This window comes from Rhodococcus sp. 14-2483-1-2, from assembly GCF_002259405.1.
GTDB lineage: Bacteria > Actinomycetota > Actinomycetes > Mycobacteriales > Mycobacteriaceae > Rhodococcoides.
Map to the genome: position 1 here is coordinate 327,427 of NZ_NPFW01000002.1, position 21,339 is coordinate 348,765.

The 21,339-nt window shown below is 64.6% G+C and carries 20 protein-coding genes; 2 read left to right on the plus strand and 18 right to left on the minus strand.

Translation table 11 applies throughout. From position 1 onward, the window contains the following. Positions 1 to 137 precede the first annotated feature (137 nt). The 6 genes from CH295_RS01450 to CH295_RS01475 form a co-directional block, all read right to left on the minus strand. A complete protein-coding gene (locus CH295_RS01450) occupies positions 138 to 1,145 on the minus strand; it encodes a helix-turn-helix domain-containing protein (RefSeq protein WP_082323508.1) in 1,008 nt (335 codons plus the stop codon). A gap of 147 nt (positions 1,146 to 1,292) precedes the next feature. Further along, positions 1,293 to 1,955 carry a molybdopterin-binding protein gene (locus tag CH295_RS01455; RefSeq protein ID WP_170945700.1) on the minus strand — a complete coding sequence of 221 codons (663 nt, stop codon included), beginning with the start codon at positions 1,953 to 1,955 and terminating at the stop codon, positions 1,293 to 1,295. Next, positions 1,900 to 2,541 carry a MoeA family protein gene (locus CH295_RS01460; protein ID WP_094739541.1) on the minus strand — a complete coding sequence of 214 codons (642 nt, stop codon included), beginning with the start codon at positions 2,539 to 2,541 and terminating at the stop codon, positions 1,900 to 1,902. The genes CH295_RS01455 and CH295_RS01460 overlap by 56 nt, the downstream gene beginning before the upstream one ends. Then, positions 2,538 to 2,780: a MoaD/ThiS family protein gene (locus CH295_RS01465; protein WP_037188446.1), complete on the minus strand. Its 243-nt coding sequence runs from the start codon at positions 2,778 to 2,780 to the stop codon at positions 2,538 to 2,540. Before CH295_RS01465 ends, CH295_RS01460 begins: the two co-directional genes overlap by 4 nt. A gap of 18 nt (positions 2,781 to 2,798) precedes the next feature. Beyond that, a complete protein-coding gene (gene moaA / locus CH295_RS01470; protein ID WP_252341857.1) occupies positions 2,799 to 3,824 on the minus strand; it encodes a GTP 3',8-cyclase MoaA in 1,026 nt (341 codons plus the stop codon). Then, the gene (locus CH295_RS01475; protein ID WP_170945702.1) at positions 3,821 to 4,384 is read right to left on the minus strand and encodes a molybdenum cofactor biosynthesis protein MoaE; all 564 of its coding nucleotides are present in this window, start codon (positions 4,382 to 4,384) and stop codon (positions 3,821 to 3,823) included. The genes moaA and CH295_RS01475 overlap by 4 nt, the downstream gene beginning before the upstream one ends. Positions 4,385 to 4,633: 249 nt before the next feature. On the opposite strand from CH295_RS01475, the gene CH295_RS01480 reads away from it, so the two are divergent. Then, the gene (locus tag CH295_RS01480) at positions 4,634 to 5,641 is read left to right on the plus strand and encodes an AraC-like ligand-binding domain-containing protein (RefSeq protein WP_094633638.1); all 1,008 of its coding nucleotides are present in this window, start codon (positions 4,634 to 4,636) and stop codon (positions 5,639 to 5,641) included. A gap of 19 nt (positions 5,642 to 5,660) precedes the next feature. On the opposite strand, the gene CH295_RS01485 is transcribed toward CH295_RS01480, so the two are convergent. The 12 genes from CH295_RS01485 to CH295_RS01540 all read right to left on the minus strand — a co-directional run bounded on the left by CH295_RS01485 (position 5,661) and on the right by CH295_RS01540 (position 20,053). Then, positions 5,661 to 6,650: an NAD(P)/FAD-dependent oxidoreductase gene (locus tag CH295_RS01485; RefSeq protein WP_094739543.1), complete on the minus strand. Its 990-nt coding sequence runs from the start codon at positions 6,648 to 6,650 to the stop codon at positions 5,661 to 5,663. Then, positions 6,647 to 6,961 carry a ferredoxin gene (gene fdxA / locus CH295_RS28060; RefSeq protein ID WP_037188451.1) on the minus strand — a complete coding sequence of 105 codons (315 nt, stop codon included), beginning with the start codon at positions 6,959 to 6,961 and terminating at the stop codon, positions 6,647 to 6,649. Before fdxA ends, CH295_RS01485 begins: the two co-directional genes overlap by 4 nt. A gap of 34 nt (positions 6,962 to 6,995) precedes the next feature. Continuing rightward, on the minus strand, positions 6,996 to 9,173 hold the full coding sequence (locus tag CH295_RS01495; RefSeq protein ID WP_037188453.1) for a molybdopterin-containing oxidoreductase family protein: 2,178 nt from the start codon (positions 9,171 to 9,173) through the stop codon (positions 6,996 to 6,998). 119 nt (positions 9,174 to 9,292) lie between these two features. Further along, a complete protein-coding gene (locus tag CH295_RS01500; protein ID WP_094608121.1) occupies positions 9,293 to 9,946 on the minus strand; it encodes a MadR family response regulator transcription factor in 654 nt (217 codons plus the stop codon). A 23-nt stretch (positions 9,947 to 9,969) separates the two neighbouring features. Then, positions 9,970 to 11,325 (minus strand): MadS family sensor histidine kinase, encoded by a 1,356-nt coding sequence (locus CH295_RS01505; protein ID WP_094739544.1) that lies wholly within the window; start codon positions 11,323 to 11,325, stop codon positions 9,970 to 9,972. Next, positions 11,322 to 12,509, minus strand: a complete 1,188-nt coding sequence (locus CH295_RS01510; RefSeq protein ID WP_252341869.1) for an iron-containing alcohol dehydrogenase — start codon at positions 12,507 to 12,509, stop codon at positions 11,322 to 11,324. The genes CH295_RS01505 and CH295_RS01510 overlap by 4 nt, the downstream gene beginning before the upstream one ends. 185 nt (positions 12,510 to 12,694) lie before the next feature. Then, complete coding sequence (gene madC, locus CH295_RS01515; protein ID WP_094739546.1) at positions 12,695 to 14,212, minus strand: MadC family VWA domain-containing protein; 1,518 nt, start codon at positions 14,210 to 14,212, stop codon at positions 12,695 to 12,697. Then, positions 14,209 to 15,246 (minus strand): MadB family AAA-type ATPase, encoded by a 1,038-nt coding sequence (locus CH295_RS01520; RefSeq protein WP_037188459.1) that lies wholly within the window; start codon positions 15,244 to 15,246, stop codon positions 14,209 to 14,211. Before CH295_RS01520 ends, madC begins: the two co-directional genes overlap by 4 nt. A gap of 83 nt (positions 15,247 to 15,329) precedes the next feature. Further along, complete coding sequence (gene mdo, locus CH295_RS01525; RefSeq protein WP_032376592.1) at positions 15,330 to 16,601, minus strand: NDMA-dependent methanol dehydrogenase; 1,272 nt, start codon at positions 16,599 to 16,601, stop codon at positions 15,330 to 15,332. A 198-nt stretch (positions 16,602 to 16,799) separates the two neighbouring features. Beyond that, complete coding sequence (locus CH295_RS01530; RefSeq protein ID WP_252341858.1) at positions 16,800 to 17,984, minus strand: MFS transporter; 1,185 nt, start codon at positions 17,982 to 17,984, stop codon at positions 16,800 to 16,802. 123 nt (positions 17,985 to 18,107) lie between these two features. Continuing rightward, positions 18,108 to 18,884, minus strand: coding sequence for a glutamate racemase (locus CH295_RS01535; RefSeq protein WP_094739547.1), 777 nt, complete (start codon positions 18,882 to 18,884; stop codon positions 18,108 to 18,110). After that, positions 18,881 to 20,053 (minus strand): cystathionine gamma-synthase, encoded by a 1,173-nt coding sequence (locus CH295_RS01540; RefSeq protein WP_094739612.1) that lies wholly within the window; start codon positions 20,051 to 20,053, stop codon positions 18,881 to 18,883. Before CH295_RS01540 ends, CH295_RS01535 begins: the two co-directional genes overlap by 4 nt. An 81-nt stretch (positions 20,054 to 20,134) precedes the next feature. Between CH295_RS01540 and CH295_RS01545 the strand changes: the two genes are divergently transcribed. Beyond that, entirely contained in the window at positions 20,135 to 21,307 is a 1,173-nt protein-coding gene (locus CH295_RS01545) for an acyl-CoA dehydrogenase family protein (RefSeq protein WP_094739548.1), read from the plus strand. Positions 21,308 to 21,339: the final 32 nt, after the last annotated feature.

A 21,339-nucleotide genomic window follows, 5' to 3' on the forward strand; every position in this document is an offset into this window, starting at 1 on the left:
TCTGTCCTGGTGGGGGTGAAGAACGGAATCGGGCGACGCTGCCCTGCACACCATGTTTCACGGCCCGATGCATCCCGGTCTTGTACCGGACTGCGCCGTCGTCGGTACCGTTCTGCACTCCCGAACAGAGAGTCTCCCTACGCCAACTGCGACATTTCCCCTGTCTTCACCGACGCGCGGTATTCGACCGGACTGCATCCGAAGCGCGATCGAAAGGTCTTGGCCAGATGGGCCGAATCCGAGAAACCCCACGCTGCAGCTATCGTTCCGATCGATCGAGTGTCACGTGAATCGGCAAGCTCACGGCGACACGCTTCGACGCGATGCTCACGTACGACGGCACCGAACGTGGTTCCCGTCCTCTCGAAGAGCGCATGGAGCGTGCGTACCGATACCCCGACATGGCGGGCAGCATCGGTAGCGGGAACTCGGCCGAATGCAAGCCTGGAGTCGATGTACCGAACTACGGACACCCGAAGTGCTTCGTCGGTCTCCGACGAGCATCCAGTGCCCCGTTGTGTCCCTCCCAGTACTGCACGCAGCAGATCGACATGGGCAGCACCGATCATCTGCCGCTCGGCGGTCTGCAGCGAGGAATCGGTCCGCCAGGTCTCCACCATCAACGAGCTGAGCAGGCGAGCAGAACCCGACGAACTTGCGAAACGCCGCGCAGTGGTCGCTGCCGACGGGCCGACCACATCTGCCAGCAGAGGGCGCGGCAGTCGGAAGGACAGCACTCGCCACAGTTCGTCGTTGCCGGGCTCGACGAACTCGAGCCGGTACGGGCGAGTCGAGTCGACGATGGCGAACTCGCCTCGGGAGACCGTGCACTGCCGCCCGTCCTGAGTGGTCGTACAGTGGCCGTCGAGCTGCAGATTGACGAAGACGACGTCCTCGTCCGCGCGGGCGACCTCGCGCCGTCCGTGATCGATTCGCTGTGTGCAGGAGGCGATCTCCGCTGCGTTGCCACCCCCGATCGCCGCGGAGCGCACCCATCCGGGAAGTCCGGAACGCGACGAACTGTGTTCGACGTGGTCCCGGGATCGCCACGGTGCAAGAGGGGTGAATGCCTGGCAGAGAACATCGGCCCAATAGCTCATCTGATCGGCCGGGCCGAGTCCCCGGGTTGTCCAATACGACGTCATGATGCACTCCGCGCTAGGTTCGAGTGCACACACGGTAAGCCTTGGGCGTAAGCCATCCGAGGCATTTGCGTTACGAAATGCGTGCACTCTCCTCACACCGGCGTGCAGGGCGCGGAGAGGTTCCCCGCGCCTTCGGAGGCAGGTACCTCACAGCGTCGACGCGACCGAGTCGAGCATCCAGGCGGGGTACTCATCCGGCGGACCCAGGCCGCCGTCGGAGGGCGGAATCACGATCAGACAGTTGGCATGGGCCAGCGCACCGACCGAGTGCGATCGAATGATCGTGGCGTCGTCACCGTCGACGACGCCCAGCATCACCCGGGGTATCGCCGAGGCAGGAGGCGTCTGCCCCTGCGCCCTGACCGTTCTCATCGTTCTTTCCGCCTGCGGGTTTCGCAGTGCCGCAACGACCACCGGCCGGACGAACAGTTCGTAGGAGATCAATGCGCTGACCGGATTTCCCGGCAGGCACACGATCGGAGTTCCGCCGAATCGACCGCACGCCTGCGGCTTTCCCGGCCTGACTGCGACAGAGACGAAGTCGACCCCCTGATCCGCGAGTGCCAGCCGAACCACTTCCTCGGTACCGGCGCTGATACCACCGGTCGTGACGATGACGTCCGCAGCGTCGGCGCACCGGGCGAGTGCCGCCCGACATGCGTCCACGTCATCGGCCACAGCCGGTTCGAGGTGCACGTCGGCACCGCACCGGGTGAGATCGGCGACGATCATCGCGGCGTTGGCATCGTGACACTCACCGTTCGCGAGTTCGGTCCCGAGGCCGCGGATCTCCGATCCCGTCGAGAGCACAGCGACAACCAGAGACGATTCGACCCGAACGTGGGTGCGGCCGAGAGCGGCGAACAGGCCGACCTGGGCGGGGGGTGACCATCGTCCCTACCCCGACAGCGATATCACCGACCTCCAGATCCGACGCCCGGGCGCGAATGTTGCTCTTGGAATCGAGCGAGTGGACGGTGACCTCGGCCGAACCGAACGACTCGACGAATCCGCTGGTTCTCTCGACCGGGATCACCACGTCTGCACCGAACGGCACCACGGCCCCGGTCATGATCTGGACGCACTGACCCGGCAGAACGTGCAGCGGCACCGGTTGCCTGCCTGCGACGCTGCGAGCGGAGACGAGCAACCGAACGGGCGCACGGCCCGCACCGTCCACATCGGCAGCGCGGACGGCGAATCCGTCGACCGCCGAGTTGTCGAACGCCGGCAACGCGTGGTCGGCAACGATGTCCTCGGCCAACACTCGTCCCACGGCACTGTGGATCGGCACCGAGCGAACGCGTGGCGACACGCCCAGTCGGTCCACAGCACAGCGATGTTCGTCGACCGTCCGATGCGACGTCGGACGAATATCGACTCCTGCCGACTTCATCCGCCGGAAATCGGAGGCAGCACTGCGATCTCATCCCGGTCCGAGCACGGCGAATCCTCGCTACGACCCAGCGAACGACCGTTTATCCAGATCCGAGACACAGCAAGCACATCCGCGAAGGGCGCGCCGTACCGTTCGACCGCGGAATCGAGCACCCCTCGGACGGTCGACCCAGGAATCTCTCGCGCCGCCTCACCGGCGATCTGACGGGCCGCTGCGAACATCAGGACTTCGGCCATGAACCTCTCACTCTCCGATCATCCACCGATGTAGGACATTTCGATGCGGTCGCGCACTGCACCGTCGTTCGTTCCGGCTCGTAGCTCCGAGTAGCGATCGTCGCGGCGCAGCCACAGCGCCGACAAGCGCGCAACGAGGTCGTCCTGCGAGGCTCCCGATCGCAGCAGGGCCCGCAGATCGGTTCCCGTCGAGGAGAACAGACACGTGAACACCTTGCCGTCAGCGGACAACCTCGCGCGGGTGCACGTTCCGCAGAACGGTTCCGATACCGAACCGATCACGCCGATTTCGCCGCTGCCGTCGAGGTAGCGATACCGCACCGCCACCTCACCGTCGTATTCCGCGTCGACTCTCTCCAGCGGATGGCTCCGTCCGATCGTGTCGACGATCGATTCGACGTCGACGACCTGGGCCAGCTCCCACCTGTTGGTCGCGCCCACATCCATGTATTCGATGAAGCGCACCACGACGTCGGTGCCTCGGAACCGTTCGGCAACGGCCAGGATCGAGCCGTCGTTCACTCCCCGGCGCACCACGACGTTCACCTTGACCGGCGACATCCCGGCCCGCACAGCCGCGTCGATGCCGTCGAGCACGGTCTGCACAGGCACGCGGGTGTCGCTCATCCGGGCGAACGTATCCGGATCCGTTGAATCGAGGCTGACGGTGACACGGCGCAAACCGGCCGCCACGAGTTCTTCGGCATGCGCAGCGAGCAGTGAACCATTGGTGGTCATCGCCAGATCGATGTTCTCGATCGAACTCAATCGCTCTATCAGCGTGGTGATTCCGGCGCGTAGCAGCGGTTCACCGCCGGTGAGACGTACCTTGCGAATTCCGATGGTTGCCGCCGCGCGAGCAACTCTGTCGATCTCCTCGAAGGACAGCAGCCTGCTCGCATTCAGGAACGAATGATCGGGGCCGAATTCGGCACGGGGCATGCAGTACACGCAGCGAAAATTGCACCGATCGGTGACCGAGATCCGTAGATCGCGAAGGACTCGCCCACGAGTATCGCGAACGCCCACGTCGAGTCCTGTCACGAGGAACGTCCGTAGGTTGTGGGCAGCCACTGCGAAGCCGCCCGCTCGACGCCCTCGATCTGCACTCCGGTCTCGACCCAGTCACTGATTCCGGCCCGCTGTTCGAGCTTCCACACCGGCACGGACGCTTTGAGAACGTCGATGCAGAACTGCGCGGCCAGGAAGGCATCGACGCGATGACCCGAGGACACACAGACGAGGACGCCGGCCTCACCGAGTGGAACCGATCCGACTCTGTGCAGCAACGCGATACGTCCGATTCCCGGCCACCGGTCTCGCGCCGCGGCCGCGATCTCGAACAGTCGCACTCGCGCCACCGACTCGTAGGCCTGGTAGTCGATCGACACGACACCATCTGCGGGGCGACCCGCGACGTCCGTCGAGTATTCGCGAACCACCCCGGTGAAGAGCACGACGGCCCCGCACTGCGGCAGTGTCGCCCAGTCGATCGTCGCCTCGACCGACAGATCGTCGGCTACCACGGCGACATACGTATCGGTCGCGCGTGCTTTCGGAGTCGTATTCGCATCCACTTCTCGGACAGTGTCGACTTCGCCCACGGCACACCCCTTCCACCTCGTGTGCACCGAGGATTGCCGAATCGGGTGATCCACAGTTGACCGTCAGTGACGGCTAGTTGATCCGCAGAGACCACGCTGCGACGTCGTCGCAGGACTTTCCGGCAATGTTACGAACAGCCAATCGAGCCGAAACATTGCGCGTTAACCTCGAACGAAGCCCCTCCATCGCGGTGATCGACACGATCACGACGAGTCGATCACGGTGGGCTCCTACGACAAGGGGTTCTCATGCTCTCCAGATCCGGATTCTCCATCCCGGCCCGGACGACCAGCCGCGGGGACTGGTGCGACATGTTGAACGAACACTTCGTAGCACTCGATGTCGCCGATGTGGCCGACAGCCGATTCACCGGGGCCGTTCGCTCGATGTCGCTTGCGCACCTACAGGTTTCGAGCGTTCGATCCACGACACAACGCATCGCTCGTACCGACTCGCTCATCGAGAAGGACCGTATCGAGTACGTGCAGATCGGGATGATCCGTCGGGGCCGCGCGATCGTGGTTCAGGACGGTCGCGAATGTTCGCTCTCACGCGGCGACTTCGCCATCTACGACACCTCGCGACCGTTCGACTGGATCATCGACGGCCACCCCGACGACGACCAATGGGAGCTCGAGGTCTTCACCTGGCCACGGCACATGCTTCGACTCGACGACCGCGAGTCCAGCGACATGACAGCCATGGCCTTCGACGGGTCGGCCGGCTTCAGCGGCCTCCTCGGACGATTTCTGCACGACCTGGGGTCGACCCGCTCGGCACTCGGTGCCTCCGGGGCCCAGGCGATAGCCGACGAGGTCGGAGATCTGGTCAGCGTGATCGCCCGCAACACCACCACCAACCCGACGATCGACTCCCCTACTGCAGCACTCGTGCGGTCGGCACAGCGGTACATCGACGATCATCTCGCGGACCCCGAGCTCTCGCCCGGCGCGGTCGCGGCGGCGATGCTCGTCTCGACCCGCCAACTTCACCGCGTCTTCGCCGCCAGTGGCACGACGGTGGCCCGCAGCATCCGCGTCAAGCGACTCGAGCGGTGCCGTCGTGAGATCATCGCCAGCATGTCGGCCGACCGTTCTCTCGGGCAGATCAGTCGACGGTGGGGATTTGCGGATCTCGCCGTGTTCAGCCGGGCATTCCGCGAGCAATACGGCATGAGCCCCCGTCAGTACCGCGCCGCTGCGTGCGCCCACTCGGACGACCCACGAGCGATCACCCGCTCGATGCGACCGAACTGACCCGTAGGACCCGCTGGGGTCAGTGAATCGAGTCGCTCGAGTGCCCCGGCACGATCGGTGCCGAGCCGTCCACCAGCGGAGCGATGTGATTGACCGCGGTGGCTGCCTCCGCGAAGCCGACCGCGATCAATTTGACCTTGTCCTCGTGTCCGGCAACGTCACCCACCGCGAACACCCGCCTCCGGTTGGTGCGCATCGTTCGGTCGACGGCGATGTCGCGTTGGTACTTGTCCAACCCCCACGTTGCGATGGGTCCGAGCGCCGCCTTGAATCCCAGTGCGGCAACCACACTCGACACCGCCAGCTGTCGCCGCTCCACCCCGGCACCGTCGACGATCGTCACCGATTCGACAGCGTCCTCGCCTGTGATCTCCTCGACCTCGAACGGAGTGAGAACATCGACACTCGACCGCTCGAGCAGACCCAGACTGTGGGCGTGCGCTCGAAAGTCGTTGCGCCGGTGCACCAGTACGACCGATTTTGCGATCGGCTCCAAGCTCAGTGCCCAATCCACCGCCGAATCGCCGCCTCCGACGATCATCACGTGTTCGCCGGCCAACTCGTTCAGTCTCGGCACGAAGTAGCGGAGCCCACGATCGTGGAACTCCGATCCCGTCGGTAACGGTCTCGGCGTGAATTTCCCGATCCCCGCTGCCACCAGCACGGCCTTCCCGACCACGGTGACACCCTTGTCCGTCGTGATCCGCACGCGGTCTTCGGATTCTTCGAGCTCTGTCGCGACGTGTCCCATCAGATACGTCGGCTTCGCCTGCTCTGCTTGCTCCACCAATGCGTCGACCAAATGCTGTGCCTTGATCGCCGGGAAGCCCGCGACGTCGAAGATCTTCTTCTCTGGGTACAGCGCGGCCAGTTGGCCGCCGGGGTGTGGCAGGGCATCGACGACGGTGACCGTCAGTCCTCGGAAGCCCGCGTAGTAGGCACCGTAGAGCCCTGCCGGGCCGGCTCCGACGATGATCAGGTCACACTCGGAAACCGTTGTGTCACTCACTTCTTCGCCACTTCGTCGATCGTCGGATGGTCGTGCCCGACCGGCCCGAGATCCTCCGCGCCGCCGGAGGCCTCGGCGTCCTCGCAGAACTCCACTGCGATGTCGACGAATCGCTTCTGCTCGTCCGGGATCTTGTGTTCCCAGAAGATCGCGTCGTTCGGGCACGCGGGCATGCACTTTCCGCAGTCGACGCACTCGTCGGGATTGATGTACATCATCCGAGCGCCCTCGTAGATGCAGTCGACGGGGCACTCCTCGGTGCATGCCTTGTCGAGTAGGTCGATGCACGCTTCGGTGACGACGTAGGCCATGGCGAAATCCTCTTGTTCGTAGTGGTGACGATGATCAGGCGTCGAGTGGTCGCACTTCGACGAGGGTGTCGGAGAACGTCGGGGCGTTTCCGAGGTCTGCGAACACGGTCGGGTTCAGCGAAGCCGGAGTCGACAGCGACAGCATGTTCTTGCGCCACGCGCCCATCGCACAGACCGTGACGCCCTCCATGACCGTCTTGTCCGGCTTGGCAACAACGGTGAACTCTCCACGATCGTTGAAGACCCGCACCACATCCCCCGACGCGATTCCCCGACGCTCGGCATCGACTGGGTTGATGAGCAATGTCGGCTCCTTCTGCACCTTGCGATGCATGTCCAAATTCCCGAAGCTCGAATTCAGATAGGCGTGCGACTTGGGAGTCAGCAGGTTGAGCGGATACTTCTGCGCCAGTTCGGGGTTGGTGCGCAGCGATTCGCGGGGCGCGATGTAGTGCGGCAGCGGATCGACCGGCTGGCCCGGTTGGTGATCGTTCGAGCCCTGCCGGAACAGAGGAAGAACGAAGTTGCCGCCCGCCGCTGCCGAGGACAGGAATTCCGTTTTGCCGGAGGGGGTCCTGAAATTTCCGTCGGCGTGTGGCGCGTACTCGTCGGGACCGGGCAGATTGAGTCTCTGCCAGCCGAGCCGTTTGAGCGACTCGATGGTGATGCCCTCCATCGCCGGGGCATTCCAGTCGTAGGCGAGACCGATGAGCTCGTCGTCGGTTCGGGAGAACACCGGCTCGGTGAACCCCATTGCCTTGGCCAATCGCCGGAACATCTCGGTGTTGGGGACTGCTTCACCCATCGGCTCGATCGAACGGTTGTTGTAGGTGACGAACAGGTGGCCCCACGAGAAATTGATGTCGTCCTGCTCGAGCTGAGTGGTGGCAGGCAGGATGATGTCCGCGTAATCGGCTGTGTCGGTGATGAAATGGTCGCTGACGACGGTGAACAGATCCTCGCGGCTGAGCCCGTCGATCATCCGCTTCTGATCGGGGCACACCACCACCGGATTCGAGTTGTAGACCATCAGGCCCTTGAGTGGCGTATCCAGATTCAGCCCGCCGGTCAGTGCTTCGCCGAGCTGGTACAGATTGATCACGCGAGTACCCGGAGTCTGCAGATCCGTCTGCAGGAATTCGGGCCAGTTGACCGGGAATGCCCACAGGGGTAGTTGGAGAATTCCTCCACCGGGCTTGCGCCACGCCCCCACCAACGAGGGGAGACACGAAATGGCCCGAACGCTCTGTCCACCACCGGCACTGCGCTCGATCGCGACGCCGATACGAATCACGGACGGCTGACTCTGCGCGTATTCCCTTGCCAACGTGTAGATGTCCTCGACGGGAATGCCCGTCTCCTCCGATGCCCACTGCGGGGTGTATTGCTGCACGCGCTCGGCCAACTCGTCGAAGCCGATGGTGTGCTGCTCGATGTAGTCGGCGTCCGTCAGTCCCTCGTCGATGATCACGTGCATCATCGCCAGTGCGAGTGCGCCGTCGGTGCCGGGCCGGATGGGGATGTACCAACTTGCAGCCTTCGCGGTTCTGGTCTTGACCGGATCGATCACCACGACCTTGGCACCGCGCTTCTTCGCCTCGGCCACATACGGCCAGAGGTGCAGATTGGTGCTCATGATGTTCGACGCCCAGATCAGGATGAACTTGGAATGGACGAAGCTTTCGGGGTCGACGCCCGCCGTGTCGCCGACCGTCATCGCGTAGGCAGTGCACGAGCCGGCGTCGCAGTAGGTGCGCTCGGCGACCGTCGCTCCGAGGCGGTTAAAGAATGCGTCCCCGACGTTGAGCCCCTGCGTGATCCCCTGGGTGCCGAGGTAGTTGCACGGCATGATCGCTTCCGGACCGAATTCCTCGGCGATGGCGGTGAACTTCTCCGCGATGGTGGCCACGGCCTCGTCCCACGAGATTCGCTCGAAGCGGCCGGAGCCTTTGGGTCCGGACCGTTTGAGCGGGTACAGAACTCGATCGGGGCTGTAGACCTTGTCCAGGTAATTGTCCACCTTCACGCACAGCCCACCGTTGGTGTACGGGTTGGTTTTGCTACCGCTGACGCTGGTCGCCACACCGTCCGCGACGGTGACCACCATCGAGCAGGAGTCCGGACAGTCCTGGCCGCAGGCCCCGAGAACGGTGAGCTCCGTGGGGCGATCCGTGGGAGCGTCGTCTGGGCGTGTGTCTTCCTGAACGGTCATGGGTGCTCCTCGGCATGGATATCACTGGTGTGTGTTATCCGAAGCCTGCACCTTCCGAACGCGCCGAACAGGACGCGGAGCGCCGTCTACTTTGCGCTCGGTGCCTCATCGGTCGTCGCTCAGATCAAACCCTGCTTGCTCGCCGCGTACACGGCCTCGGCTCGTCTCGACACCGCGAGCTTGCGCATGATGTTGCTGACGTGAAATTTGACGGTTGTCGCCGAGATGAAGAGTCTGGTTCCGATCATGTTGTTGGACAATCCCGTTGCCAGGAGACGAAGCACTTCGAGTTCACGCTCGGTCAGGCGCTCGATACTGCTCGGCGTGCCGTTGAGAGAACGAACGACGGCCGAGGCGCTCCGCGAGTCGAAGGCGCTCTCACCTCGCGAGACGGCGCGGATCGCGCGAACCAACTCGGTGGTGTCGACGTCCTTGACCACGTAGCCCCGCGCTCCCGCGTGCACGGCCTCCACCACGAGTCGGTCGTCGAGGAAGGTCGTGAGGACCAGTAGTCCGATCCCGTTGTGCGCCTTGGCCAGTTGTGCGCACAGAGCCAAGCCCTCGTAATCCGAGCTGGCCGAGAGCTTGAGGTCCATCAGCACGATGTCGGGCTCCACCCGCGCGACGACGGTCAAGCCCTCCTCCCGCGTCGACGCCTCCCCCACGATCGTCAGGTCGGACTCACGTTCGAGCACCGACCGTAACCCGTCGCGCAGAATCGCATGATCGTCGACCAGCACGATGCGGACCGTGGGTGCGGCCACCTGCCCCATGCCCGTACGTACCGTCGGAACGCTCACTGTTCTCGGCCCTTCTCGGATTGTCTCTGGAACGGAATGCGTGCTGCCACACGCACTCCCCCGGTACGGGCACGTCTGATCTCGAAGACACCACCGTGTTCACGGGTACGGGCCGCCATGTTCGCCAATCCCCGATGCCGACCGTCGACGTCGGTGGACTCGGACAGATGCAGCATCATCCGCAGATGGGCCGGATCGCCGTCACCGTCGTCGGCTATCGACAACTGCACCTGATCGGACGAGTAGGTCAGTCTGAGAATCGCTCGCGACGCATGCGCGTGCACCGCAGTGTTGAACAGTGCCTCGCCGGCGATGCGCAGAAGGGCGTGCTCGCATTCGCTGCTGAGCTCGACCGGAGTTCCCTCCACCCGCAACGACACCTGCAACTCGTCCGGCATGTGAACCACCGAGAGTTGCTCGAGCATCTCGGGCAGCGACGTCCGATCGGCGTCCTGAGGGTGATTGAGTGCGTAGATCGCCGACCGCAGCTGTTCGACGGCTCGACGCGTCAGATCCTTGGCCAGATCCAACCTGTCCCCGCGCTCTTCGGCCGAGATGTCGCTGCGACACACTTCGATCTGCATACCCGCCGACAGCACGGCCTGGGTAACGCTGTCGTGCAGTTCGCGAGCGATCCGGTGCCGTTCGTCGTCGAGGACCTGATGCCTATGTGCGGCACCCAGTTGCCGCTGCGTCAGCAACAGTTCGGCATTGCGGGCTGCGAGATCGGCCGCTGTGCGGTTCGCCTGGGCGTACGCGTTCTCGGTGCGCTCGAGCAATTGCCGTCGACTCTGGAACAGAGCCGAATTCTGCAGTGCCACAGCAGTTTGACTCGCGAGAATGCTCAGCACCGCGGCGTCGGTGGCGTCCAGCACGCGTTGCTCGCCGGTCCATGCCGCGAAAGCGCCCACAACGCCTCCATCGAACGCGATCGGCACGAAGGCGTGATGAGCAGCGATCACCGGGGTCAGCCCGTCGCCGCACGTCGACTTGCGGATCGACTCGAGGCAGTCGACGACGTCGTCCGGCAGCGGTGGCCCTTCGACGTTGTCGACGAGAAACGGTGTGGCGTCGGGTCCGAGCACCAACCGGCGAGGACCGGCGTCCGGGAAGGCTCCATCGGCGAGAGCGAACACCACCCAGCGGGCACTCAGATGGGCGCGCGCGGCCTCGGCCACGGCACACACCAATGTTTCCGGACCGTCCACCGTGCGCACCAGCGCCCGCGAAATCAGTTCCAGCGCATAGACGACACGCTCGAGACGTTCTGCCGCGCCGCGATACTGGGGATAGAACGTGTTCTTGCCCGAGCGCAGTCCCGTCAGCAGCGACAGGTCGGGCCCGGATGTCACAGCGCACTCCTGAACAGATCGACCATTTCGCGGTGCGTGGCCGAGCGCGGATTGGTGGACATACAGGCGTCCCGTAATGCATTGGTTGCCAATACGTCCAGATCGGATTCGCTGACACCGATCTGCGCCAGACCGGTGGGGACACCCACCTGGCGCGCGAGGCGGTCGACGCGGTCTGCCACGGCCATGGCGGCCTCCTCCGGCCTTGCCCTACCCTCGGGTAGTCCGAGGCTCGTCGCGATGGCCACGTACGGTAACGGATCCTCTGCGGCGTTGAAGCGGATGACGTGTGGCAGCAGCACCCCGTTGATCACCCCGTGCGGCAGGTCGAGCAGTCCACCCACCTGATGGCTCATGGCGTGCGTGGCACCGAGGATCGCGTTGGTGAACGCCAGACCTGCTTCCAGACTTGCCTGCGCCATCGATCCGCGGGCAACCATGTCGGTAGGTTCGTCGATGGTGCGGGCCAGTTGCGACATCACCATGGTGATGGCTCGAAGCGCGTGATGGTCGGTGAGCTGGTTGTGACCGAGGGAGACGAATGCCTCGATCCCGTGTGTCAGGGCATCCAAACCGGTGGCGGCGTTGAGCCATTCGGGCATCGTGGTCAGCAACATCGGATCGATCACGGTGATGTCCGGAACGAGGGCACGGCCGAGGATGGTGATCTTGGTCGAGCGTGCGGTATCGGTGACGATGCAGAACTGAGAGACGTCGGCTCCCGTGCCGGAGGTCGTCGGCACCATCACCAGCGGCGGGATCGGCCGCGTGGCCTGATCGACGCCCTCGTAGTCGAGAATTCTGCCACCGTTTCCGGCGAGGATGGCAATCCCCTTGGCCGCATCCATGACCGATCCTCCGCCGATCGCCACCAGCACATCGCAGCCGTAGTCGGCGTAGTAGCCATGCCCGGCCTCGATCTCGAAGTCCTTGGGGTTGGGTGTCAACGCACTCCAGACCTGGGGTTCGAGGCCCTGCGCAACCAGCAGGTCGACCAACTGTCCCGCCCAGCCACTGTCGAGCAACCCCGAGTCGGTGACGAGCATCGGCCGTACCCCACCGAGACGACGTGTCGCGTGCGCGACCTCCCCCAGAGAATCCGGACCGAACACGATCTCGGGTGCATGGAACTTGAGAACTCGAGGTGCCTCGGTCCGGCTGCGCTGGGCATCGAGGTCGTGCAGCGCCTTGCCGACGTCCGCAGTAGCTGCCTGGTCCACCGTTCTCACCCTCGCTGTCCTTCGGTCCGAAAATATCCGGACCTGTGATTCAGGTTACAACCTTACGGGCGTGGCCGGTTCGATCCCACCAGCGCCCGGCCAGGTTGGGACCTACCCGATCGGGTAGGTCCACGGTGCACTCGGTCAGGTCACGACAGCGCATGCCCCAGTTCGGCTGCCTGCGCAGTCAGCTGTTCCCCGTCCCTCGCAACCACGACCCGGTCGCAGATCTGCTCGTACTCCTCCATCGAGCACGCTGCCTGCGCCCAGTAGCGACGAGCTTCGGGGGTGATCCACGCGATCCGATGGACCTTGGACCGAATTTTCTCCAACGCATCGAGTCCGGACGGACGGCCGTTGCACCGGCCGTCCCCCACGACGATCACGGCCGTCCGCTTGTCCAGCACGTCCCCGTGCGAAGCCAACAGGTCCGCAAAGGTTCTGCCGTAATCGCTGCTCGCTTCCAGGTCCAGTCGCGCATCGGCGAGCACGGCAGCGAGTGCGCCGTCGCCGGTGCTGCCGAGCAGGGTGGTCGTCACGTCCACCGGTGCGTCGACGAACCCCATCACCGTGCATCGGTGTGCGCGCGCATGCATGGCTTGCGCGAGCCTCAGCGTGAACGCGGTGATGGGCCGAACCGACAACGACACGTCCGCCAACACCAGCAATCGAACCTTCCCGGGTACAGGAGTTTTCGTCACCAGACGGAAGGGGATGCCGTCGGTACGCAGACTGGACCGGACGGTGCGCCGCATGTCGAGCGGGCCGCGTGAATGTTCGCGCGGCCGAGGGCGAGGAGTGCCCCGCATGTGTTTGAGCACTTCGTGACTCGCGCGCTCGATCTCGGCGTGCCGGCCGATCGCCTGCGCGGCACCGTCGTCCGGCGCCGGTGACGACATCGTCCCGGCCAGATCCCCCAGCGCTGCAACGAAGGCTTCGACGGCATCGGTGATGCGGTCGAGCATCGCTGCACTCAGCGGACCGTAATCATCCCCGTCGCCGTAGACGCCACTCGGATCGTAGGCATCGAACCACGCCAGGATGCTCGCCGGATCTTCCCAGTTCAGCTGTCCCGCAACCGCTCCACTGGTGCTCGACGCCAACTCCCCTGCCGCCGTCGATCCGGACCGCTCCAGGTCGACGGTGTAGGTGACGCCCCGCCGTCCCATGTCGCCGTCGGTGTCGATCGACAGATCGTGATCCTCGGACGAGAGGCTGATGTCGTCGTCGTCCTTGTGGGGGTTGAAGCCCTTGTCCGCTTCCGGGGCATCGAGCAGATCCCCGATCTCGACGGCACGCTCGTTGTACTCGGCGTACTTGGCGGCCTCCTGATCCGCTCCCACGTCCAGGTCCGTCGGAAGTCCGCCCGCGACCTGAGCCCCCACGGACGAACGATGCTCGTCCACAGCACTGTCGATGGGGGCCTCGAACATCGACTCGAAGGCGAGATCGAAACCGTGCTGTTCGTGGTCGTACTTGGCACACGTCGCGCGCAGAGCGGCACGCAGAATCGTGAGGTCACGGCCCCCGAGGAGACCGAGGACGCGTCGAACCTCGATGACCTCGGCCGGCGACGCCGCCACTCCGAAGCGCCGCAGCGTCCGCCCGAAGACCGCCGCCAACACATCGAGTACTACCGACGGCGTGTCCGGCTGTACAGCAGTCATCGTCGTATTCCGATGCCGCCCTTGTCGCGTCCACCGTGCCCTCGGAAAGCCGTCGCGGTCGTGTTGACGACCGTGCCGAGTGACGTTGCTGCAGAGGATGTTTCTGCTACCGGTCCGGCCAGCGCGATCTTCATGTCCGAGGAGTACTTGACCAGCGCGGCGAGCAGATACTTGCGGGTGTCGTCGGTGTGTCCGAGGACCGACGCGATGCGGGCCGCGTCGATCACCTCCGAGATGGACGGGCTCTTGCGGAGCGGTAGCTCTCGCAATTCTGTTGCCAGTGCCACGATCTCGGCCACGATGTGTGCGGGCACCTCGGGAGCGCGAGCGGTGACGATCTCACGTTCGCGCGAGGCCGTCGGGTAGTCGAGGTGAAAGTGCAGGCAGCGACGCTTGAGCGCCGAGGACAGCTCGCGAGTGTCGTTGGAAGTCAATATCACCCACGGATCGCTGCGCGCGGTGAACGTACCCACCTCGGGGATGGTCACCTGCTTCTCCGCCAGAACCTCGAGCAGCAACGCCTCCATCGATTCCTCGGTGCGATCGACCTCGTCGACCAGAAGCACCACCGGCTCCTCCGAGAGCACCGACTCCAGCAGGGGGCGTACGGCGAGGAAGGGCTCGGAGTAGAGGCCGAAGTCTTTGGCGGCGAGCATCTTCGAGGCGTCGTCGATATCGGTGACGTGCTGGGTGAGCGCACCGATGTGCTCGCGCAGCATCTGCACGTGCAGCAGTTGCTTGGCGTAGTCCCACTCGTAGAGGGCCCGGTTGTCGTCGAGGCCCTCGTAGCACTGCAGCCGAACCAGCTTGCGTCCGCTCGCCGCGGCGAGGGACTTGGCCAGCTCGGTCTTGCCCACGCCCGCAGGGCCTTCGAGCAGGAGCGGGCGATCGAGTGCTGTCGCCAGATGCACCACGGTGGCGAGGTCGTCGTCGGCGATGTAGTCCTGCTCGCCGAGCGCGCGCTGCAGATGAGCCGCGTCGGTGAATCGAACGGTGCCGGTGTCGTCGCTACGCACTGTCGACAGCGAGGTCATGTGTGTCCCTTCGGAAGGCGGCTGCGCCGCATGTGAGCGGAACCTCGTTCCCTGCTACGAAGTTCCGCTCACATGGGTGGCGGTTAGTACGACTCGTTGATCGCGTGAGAAACGACGGGAATCATCGACTCGACGGTGACCTCACGGGGGTTGCCCGGGGTGCACCAGTCCTCCTGGATGTGCTCGGAGATCTTCAGAACCGACTTCTCGTCGCCCTTGATGACGTCGCCCTTACCCGCGTACTTTCCGGTGTTCATCCGGTTCTTGTCGTACGTCGCGGAACGGATCGATCCGAAGTTGTCGGGAATGCCGACGTCCTTGGCGAGCCTGATGGCGGCTTCCACGGCAGCATCGGCTGCCTGCACGGTGGTCATGTTCTTCGTGTCGACGCCCATGGCCACAGCGATTTCGGCATAGCGCTCGTAGCGCGAGGGCAGGTTGTACTCCCACACGCGCGGCAATGCGATGGCGTTGTTCAGGCCGTGGGCGCTGTCGTAGAACGCGCTGATCGCGTGCGAGATCGAGTGGATGACACCGAGTCCGCCGGAGTTGAACGCCTGTGTCGCGATGTACTGAGCGTTCATCATGCCCTCACGGGCCTTCAGATTGCCCGGGTCGTACACGGCCTCGCGGAGGTGCTTGGACACCAGACCGATCGAGTAGATCGCGTTACCCAGCGACGGCGCGAAATCCAGACGCGAGACGTACGGCTCGGCACCGTGTGCAAGGACGTCGAAGCCACAGAACGCGGTCCACTGCTGGGGGCAGGTGTAGTAGAGCAGCGGATCGTCCAAAGCCAGAGTCGGTGTCGACGCCTCGTCGAAGGCCAGCCACTTGTGCGGCTTCTCCATGTCCGAGGTATCGGTGATGACGTAGGCCCAGGACGTCTCCGACCCTGTTCCGGCAGTGGTGGATACCGCGATGTGCGGCGGGTTCTGCTTGTTCGTGGACTTGGAGAAGCCCTCGAACTCATTGATGTTGCGGCCGTCGTGGGCGACGACGACGCGGATGCCCTTGGCTGCGTCGTGGCTCGAGCCACCACCGACGGAGATGACGCTGTCGCACTTCTCCTTCTGGTAGAGCGCGGCACCGTCCATGACGTTGTAGTCCTTGGGGTTGGACTCGACCTTGTCGTAGAGGACCACCTCGACGCCCTGGTACTCGATCTTGCCGATCAGTTCCTCGATGATTCCGGAACCGCGCAGTCCGGTGGTGACGAGCAGAGAGCGCTTGAACCCGAGTTCCTTGGCCTCGACACCGATCATGTCGTGGGCGCCGACTCCCAGCTTGGCGCGCGGCAGCGGGTGAAACTCCTTGATGGGGAATTCCCAGATCTGGTTGAGCTCGATGACCATCGGTGTCTCCTCGGTGAGTGTGAGTGACAAGACGCCTTCTTTTGTGATCGGCGTCTCACTGGTGAACACACTCCACTGCCCTGCACCGCGTGGGAACACCTCGAGGCGGGAACCCTGCCAACGACCCGACCGAACTACCCGATCGGGTAGGAGTACTCGCTCACCCTCGGCAGAGGAAGACTCACGGACTCTGGCGCACTACCGATCTCGCCGCTGCGCCAGCGAGAATCCGAGAACCGAGATCAGCGCGAGCGTGATGACGAATCCTCCGTACAGTTCCACCGTCGTGCTGAGCCCAAGTCGGTGTACGGCCAGTCCTGCGACCACGGCGGGCACGCTGAAGGCGAGGTAGCTGATGACGAATGTCGTGGCGAAGACCCCGCCTCGCTCCGCGGCGGGGACAAGGGCACCGAGCGTACGCATCGCGCCGAGAAATGTTGCTCCCCAACCCGACCCGGCGATGACGGCACCGACGAAGTACAGCCCGATCGAGCCGATCTGGACCGAAACCAAGGTCAGCGCCACACCGATTGCGAGCACAGACGCACCGATCATCATCACCCGGCGAGGAAATCCGTTGCGCACCACGGCAGCTGCTATCGAACCGGAACCGAACAGTGCGAAGATCTCCAACCCGCCCACGATGTGGTTGTCGATACCGAAGACGGTGCCGATGATCGACGGCCCCAGCGAGAGATGGAACCCGCCGAGGGACCAGGTGGCGAACAGCGCGGGAGCGATGACGACGAAGGGTGCCCGGACCGATTTCGGCATCGATGCCCTCGGCAGCAGCGTCGACGCGAGATGACGCCGGGAATCGAAGCCGCGCAACGCCGAGGTCTCGGGCACGAACAGCAGTGCCACCGTAAGAACCGACGCCGCGCCGATCAACAGGGCGAACACGAGGATCTCCGGTGCCGGTGCCAACTGCACCAGCAAGCCGGCACCGAGCGCCCCGGCCGCCAGGCCGAACGATGGGGCCACACTGTTGAGCAACGGCCCGGTGGAGACGTTGGGCTGCAGATCGATGATGGCCGCACTCATGGCACCCGTAGCCGCACCGGCAGCAATTCCCTGCACGACGCGCGCCGCGATGAGAAGCGGCACGCTGTCGGCGACGATGAACAACACCAGGCCGACGATCAGCAGCAACAGCGACGCGATCAGAATCGGTTTACGCCCGATGTGGTCCGACAAACTACCGACGGTGAGCAACGTGAGCAGCAGAGCAAGGGCATACACGGCGAAAATGACCGTGAGCGTGATCGCGCTGAATCCCCAGGACTGCTGGTAGACCGGGTACAACGGTGACGGTGCTGCCGAGGACGCCATCAGCACGATGAAGGCGGTACCGACCACCCAGAAGGCGTATCGGTGCGGCATCCTCACCGCAGTCCTTCCTGCACTACCCCGCACGTCCACGTCGACCATGTGTTGTCCCTCCACCGCAGCGACCGTTACCTCAGTGAAGGACAACGCGTAGGAAGGTCTCGCATTCCCGACGACTCAGAGTCGGTGTGCTCCCGCACCGTCGAGCAGCAGCTGTCCCTCGCGGTATCGCTGGGCGCTCGCAGGCAAACCGCCCTCGATTCCGCTCAACCACACCGATACACGTCCGGTTCCCGAACCGCTGGAACCTACTTCGTCGACGCGTCGCACCGTCTGGTTTGCCACTGCCTCGGCGCTGTCGAACATCGTGATGCCGCTCGGCAGCTGCGAGACGATCTCGGCCGACACCAGCGGGTAGTGCGTGCACCCCAGCACGATCGAGTCGACGTTCGTGGGCGTGGCTGCCACGGCCGCGGCGATGGCCGCACCGATCCCGCGAACATCACCGCGATCGATCGAATCCGCCAGACCGTGGCACGCCACACTCGTCACCGTTCGGTGCGAGGCGAACTGCTCGATCAGACGCCCCTGATAGGCGCTGGCGGTCGTGGCCGCCGTCGCCCAGATCGCGATCCGATCGCTCACCGCTGCAGCGGGTTTGATCGCCGGGACGGTACCCACCACCGGAATCGTGTCACCGAGCGCAGCCCGGACGTGACTCAGCGCCGTCACACTGGCGGTGTTGCACGGAAGCACGACCACCTCGGCACCGAGTTCGACCGCATGCTGTGCTGTGCCGACCACCCGGTCGACGACCCAACCGTCCGGCTTGGGTCCCCACGGAGCGTTGTCGGGGTCCATCATCAGCACCAGATCGAGCTCGGGGCGCGCTTGTCGTAGCCGCGCAGCCGTCGGAAGCATCCCCAGGCCCGAGTCGATCAGTGCGACGATCATGCCAGCGCTTGCTCGACGTCACCGACCAGATCGGCACCGTCCTCGATGCCGACCGACAGACGCACCAGATCGTCGGGCACCTCGAGCAACGAACCGGCCGTCGACGCATGGGTCATCGCGCCGGGGTGTTCGATCAACGATTCGACGCCGCCCAAGGATTCGGCGAGAGTGAAGATCTCGGTCTTCGCGCAGAAGTCCAGTGCTGCCTGCTTGCCACCGGCCAAGCGCACCGAGACCATTCCGCCGAAGCGTCGCATCTGCTTCGCGGCGACCGCGTGGGACGGGTGGGATTCGAGCCCGGGGTAGATGACCTGCGAGATGGCCGGATGCCCGTCGAGGAGTTCGACGATCTTCTCGGCGTTGTCGCTGTGTCGCTCCATCCGCAACGCGAGAGTCTTGATGCCGCGCAAGGTCAGGAATGCGTCGAACGGTCCGGGAACACCGCCCGCGCCGTTCTGCAGGAACGCGAACGCCGTATCGAGTTCTTCGCTGTCGGTGACCAGTGCGCCGCCCACCACATCGGAGTGTCCGCCGATGTACTTGGTGGTCGAGTGCAGCACCACGTCGGCACCGAGGCTCAGCGGCTGCTGCAGATACGGAGAGGCGAAGGTGTTGTCGACGACGAGCTTGGCCCCACCCTCGTGCGCGACGCCCGAGAGTGCCTCGATGTCACCGACGTTGAGCAGCGGGTTGGTGGGCGTCTCGACCCAGACGAGCTTGGTGTTCGGACGCATCGCTGCACGGACCTCGTCGACGTCCGACACTGCGGCAACCGAGTACTCGATGCCCCACTGGGTGAAGACCTTGTCGATCAATCGGTAGGTGCCGCCGTAGGCGTCGTTGGGGATGACGAGGTGGTCACCGGGACGCAGCGCCGAGCGCAGCAGGCAGTCCGTGGCCGCCATGCCCGAGGAGAACGCGCGCCCGTAGGTGCCGGACTCGATGGCCGCGAGATTGGCTTCGAGCGGCCGACGCGTCGGGTTGCCGGTGCGCGCGTACTCGAATCCGCTGCGCATCCCGCCGACGCCGTCCTGGGCGAAGGTGGAGCTGGCGTAGATCGGCACGTTCACTGCGCCGGTCAGCGGATCCGGCTCGTAGCCGGCGTGAACCGCCTTGGTGGAAAAGCCCTGCCAGGAGGTGTTGTCTGCCTTGCTGCGCTGCTCACTCATGTCCTCCACCCTAATCGGCCTTCGTCGTCAGGCGGGGGCGTGGGTAACCTGCGAAGACAACCCCCAGCGGAAAGAGGCACCGTGGCCAACTCCCAGAGCGTCGACGAACTGTTCGCGATCGATTCACTCCTCGACGACGAGGAGCGGCAGATCCGGGACACCGTCCGCAAGTTCGGTAACGAGCGCATCCGGCCGCACATCGCCGACTGGTTCGACGAAGGCACGGTCCCGGTGCGCGAACTGGCCAAGGAGCTGGGCTCGCTCGGCCTGCTCGGCATGCACCTGGAGGGCTACGGCTGCGCCGGAACCTCGGCAACGGCATACGGCCTGGCCTGCCTCGAACTCGAAGCCATCGACTCCGGCATCCGGTCGCTGGTCTCGGTGCAGGGCTCGCTGGCGATGTTCGCCATCTGGAAGTACGGCTCCGAGGAGCAGAAGCAGCAGTGGCTTCCAGGAATGGCCGAGGGATCGCTGATCGGCTGTTTCGGGCTCACCGAGGCCGACTACGGATCGAACCCCGGCGGCATGCTCACCCGCGCCAAGCGCGACGGTGACGACTGGATCCTCAACGGCAGCAAGATGTGGATCACCAACGGACCCGTCGCCGACGTCGCCGTGGTGTGGGCACAGACCGACGACAAGATCCGCGGATTCGTCGTCCCCATCGACACACCGGGATTCACCGCCAACACGGTGAAGAAGAAGTTGTCGCTGCGTGCGTCGATCACCGGCGAATTGGTGTTCGACGACGTCCGACTCCCCGCAGACGCGATGCTGCCCGAGGCCCGCGGTCTGCGCGGACCCCTGAGTTGCCTCAACGAGGCGCGCTTCGGCATCGTCTTCGGCGCGATGGGCGCGGCGCGGGACTGCATCGAATCGGCCGTCGAGTACTCCAAGACCCGCGCGGTGTTCGACAAGCCACTCGCCGGTTACCAGCTCACCCAGGCCAAGCTCGCCAATATGGCTCTCGAACTCGGCAAGGGCCAACTGCTCGCTCTGCATCTGGGTCGACTCAAGGACAAGGGCGAACTGCCGGGCGAGCGAGTGTCACTCGGCAAGCTCAACAACGTCCGCGAGGCCATCAAGATCGCACGTGAATGCCGAACGATTCTGGCCGCCAACGGAATCACGCTGGAATACCCGGTGCTCCGTCACGCCAACAACCTCGAATCCGTCCTGACCTACGAGGGCACGTCCGAGGTCCATCAACTGGTGATCGGGCAGGCGCTGACCGGCACCAGCGCGGTGCGCTGACGCGGCAGTGGCGTGGTCGAGTGCCCGCAGGG

What these genes read in the sequence shown, in the direction of transcription:
- CH295_RS01450 (WP_082323508.1), bottom strand. Translation starts at nt 1,145, where the DNA reads ATGACGTCGTATTGGACAACCCGGGGACTCGGCCCGGCCGATCAGATG.
- CH295_RS01460 (WP_094739541.1), bottom strand. Translation starts at nt 2,541, where the DNA reads ATGAAGTCGGCAGGAGTCGATATTCGTCCGACGTCGCATCGGACGGTC.
- CH295_RS01465 (WP_037188446.1), bottom strand. Translation starts at nt 2,780, where the DNA reads ATGGCCGAAGTCCTGATGTTCGCAGCGGCCCGTCAGATCGCCGGTGAG.
- CH295_RS01480 (WP_094633638.1), top strand. Translation starts at nt 4,634, where the DNA reads ATGCTCTCCAGATCCGGATTCTCCATCCCGGCCCGGACGACCAGCCGC.
- fdxA (WP_037188451.1), bottom strand. Translation starts at nt 6,961, where the DNA reads ATGGCCTACGTCGTCACCGAAGCGTGCATCGACCTACTCGACAAGGCA.
- CH295_RS01495 (WP_037188453.1), bottom strand. Translation starts at nt 9,173, where the DNA reads ATGACCGTTCAGGAAGACACACGCCCAGACGACGCTCCCACGGATCGC.
- CH295_RS01500 (WP_094608121.1), bottom strand. Translation starts at nt 9,946, where the DNA reads ATGGGGCAGGTGGCCGCACCCACGGTCCGCATCGTGCTGGTCGACGAT.
- madC (WP_094739546.1), bottom strand. Translation starts at nt 14,212, where the DNA reads ATGACTGCTGTACAGCCGGACACGCCGTCGGTAGTACTCGATGTGTTG.
- CH295_RS01520 (WP_037188459.1), bottom strand. Translation starts at nt 15,246, where the DNA reads ATGACCTCGCTGTCGACAGTGCGTAGCGACGACACCGGCACCGTTCGA.
- mdo (WP_032376592.1), bottom strand. Translation starts at nt 16,601, where the DNA reads ATGGTCATCGAGCTCAACCAGATCTGGGAATTCCCCATCAAGGAGTTT.
- CH295_RS01530 (WP_252341858.1), bottom strand. Translation starts at nt 17,984, where the DNA reads ATGCCGCACCGATACGCCTTCTGGGTGGTCGGTACCGCCTTCATCGTG.
- CH295_RS01535 (WP_094739547.1), bottom strand. Translation starts at nt 18,884, where the DNA reads ATGATCGTCGCACTGATCGACTCGGGCCTGGGGATGCTTCCGACGGCT.
- CH295_RS01540 (WP_094739612.1), bottom strand. Translation starts at nt 20,053, where the DNA reads ATGAGTGAGCAGCGCAGCAAGGCAGACAACACCTCCTGGCAGGGCTTT.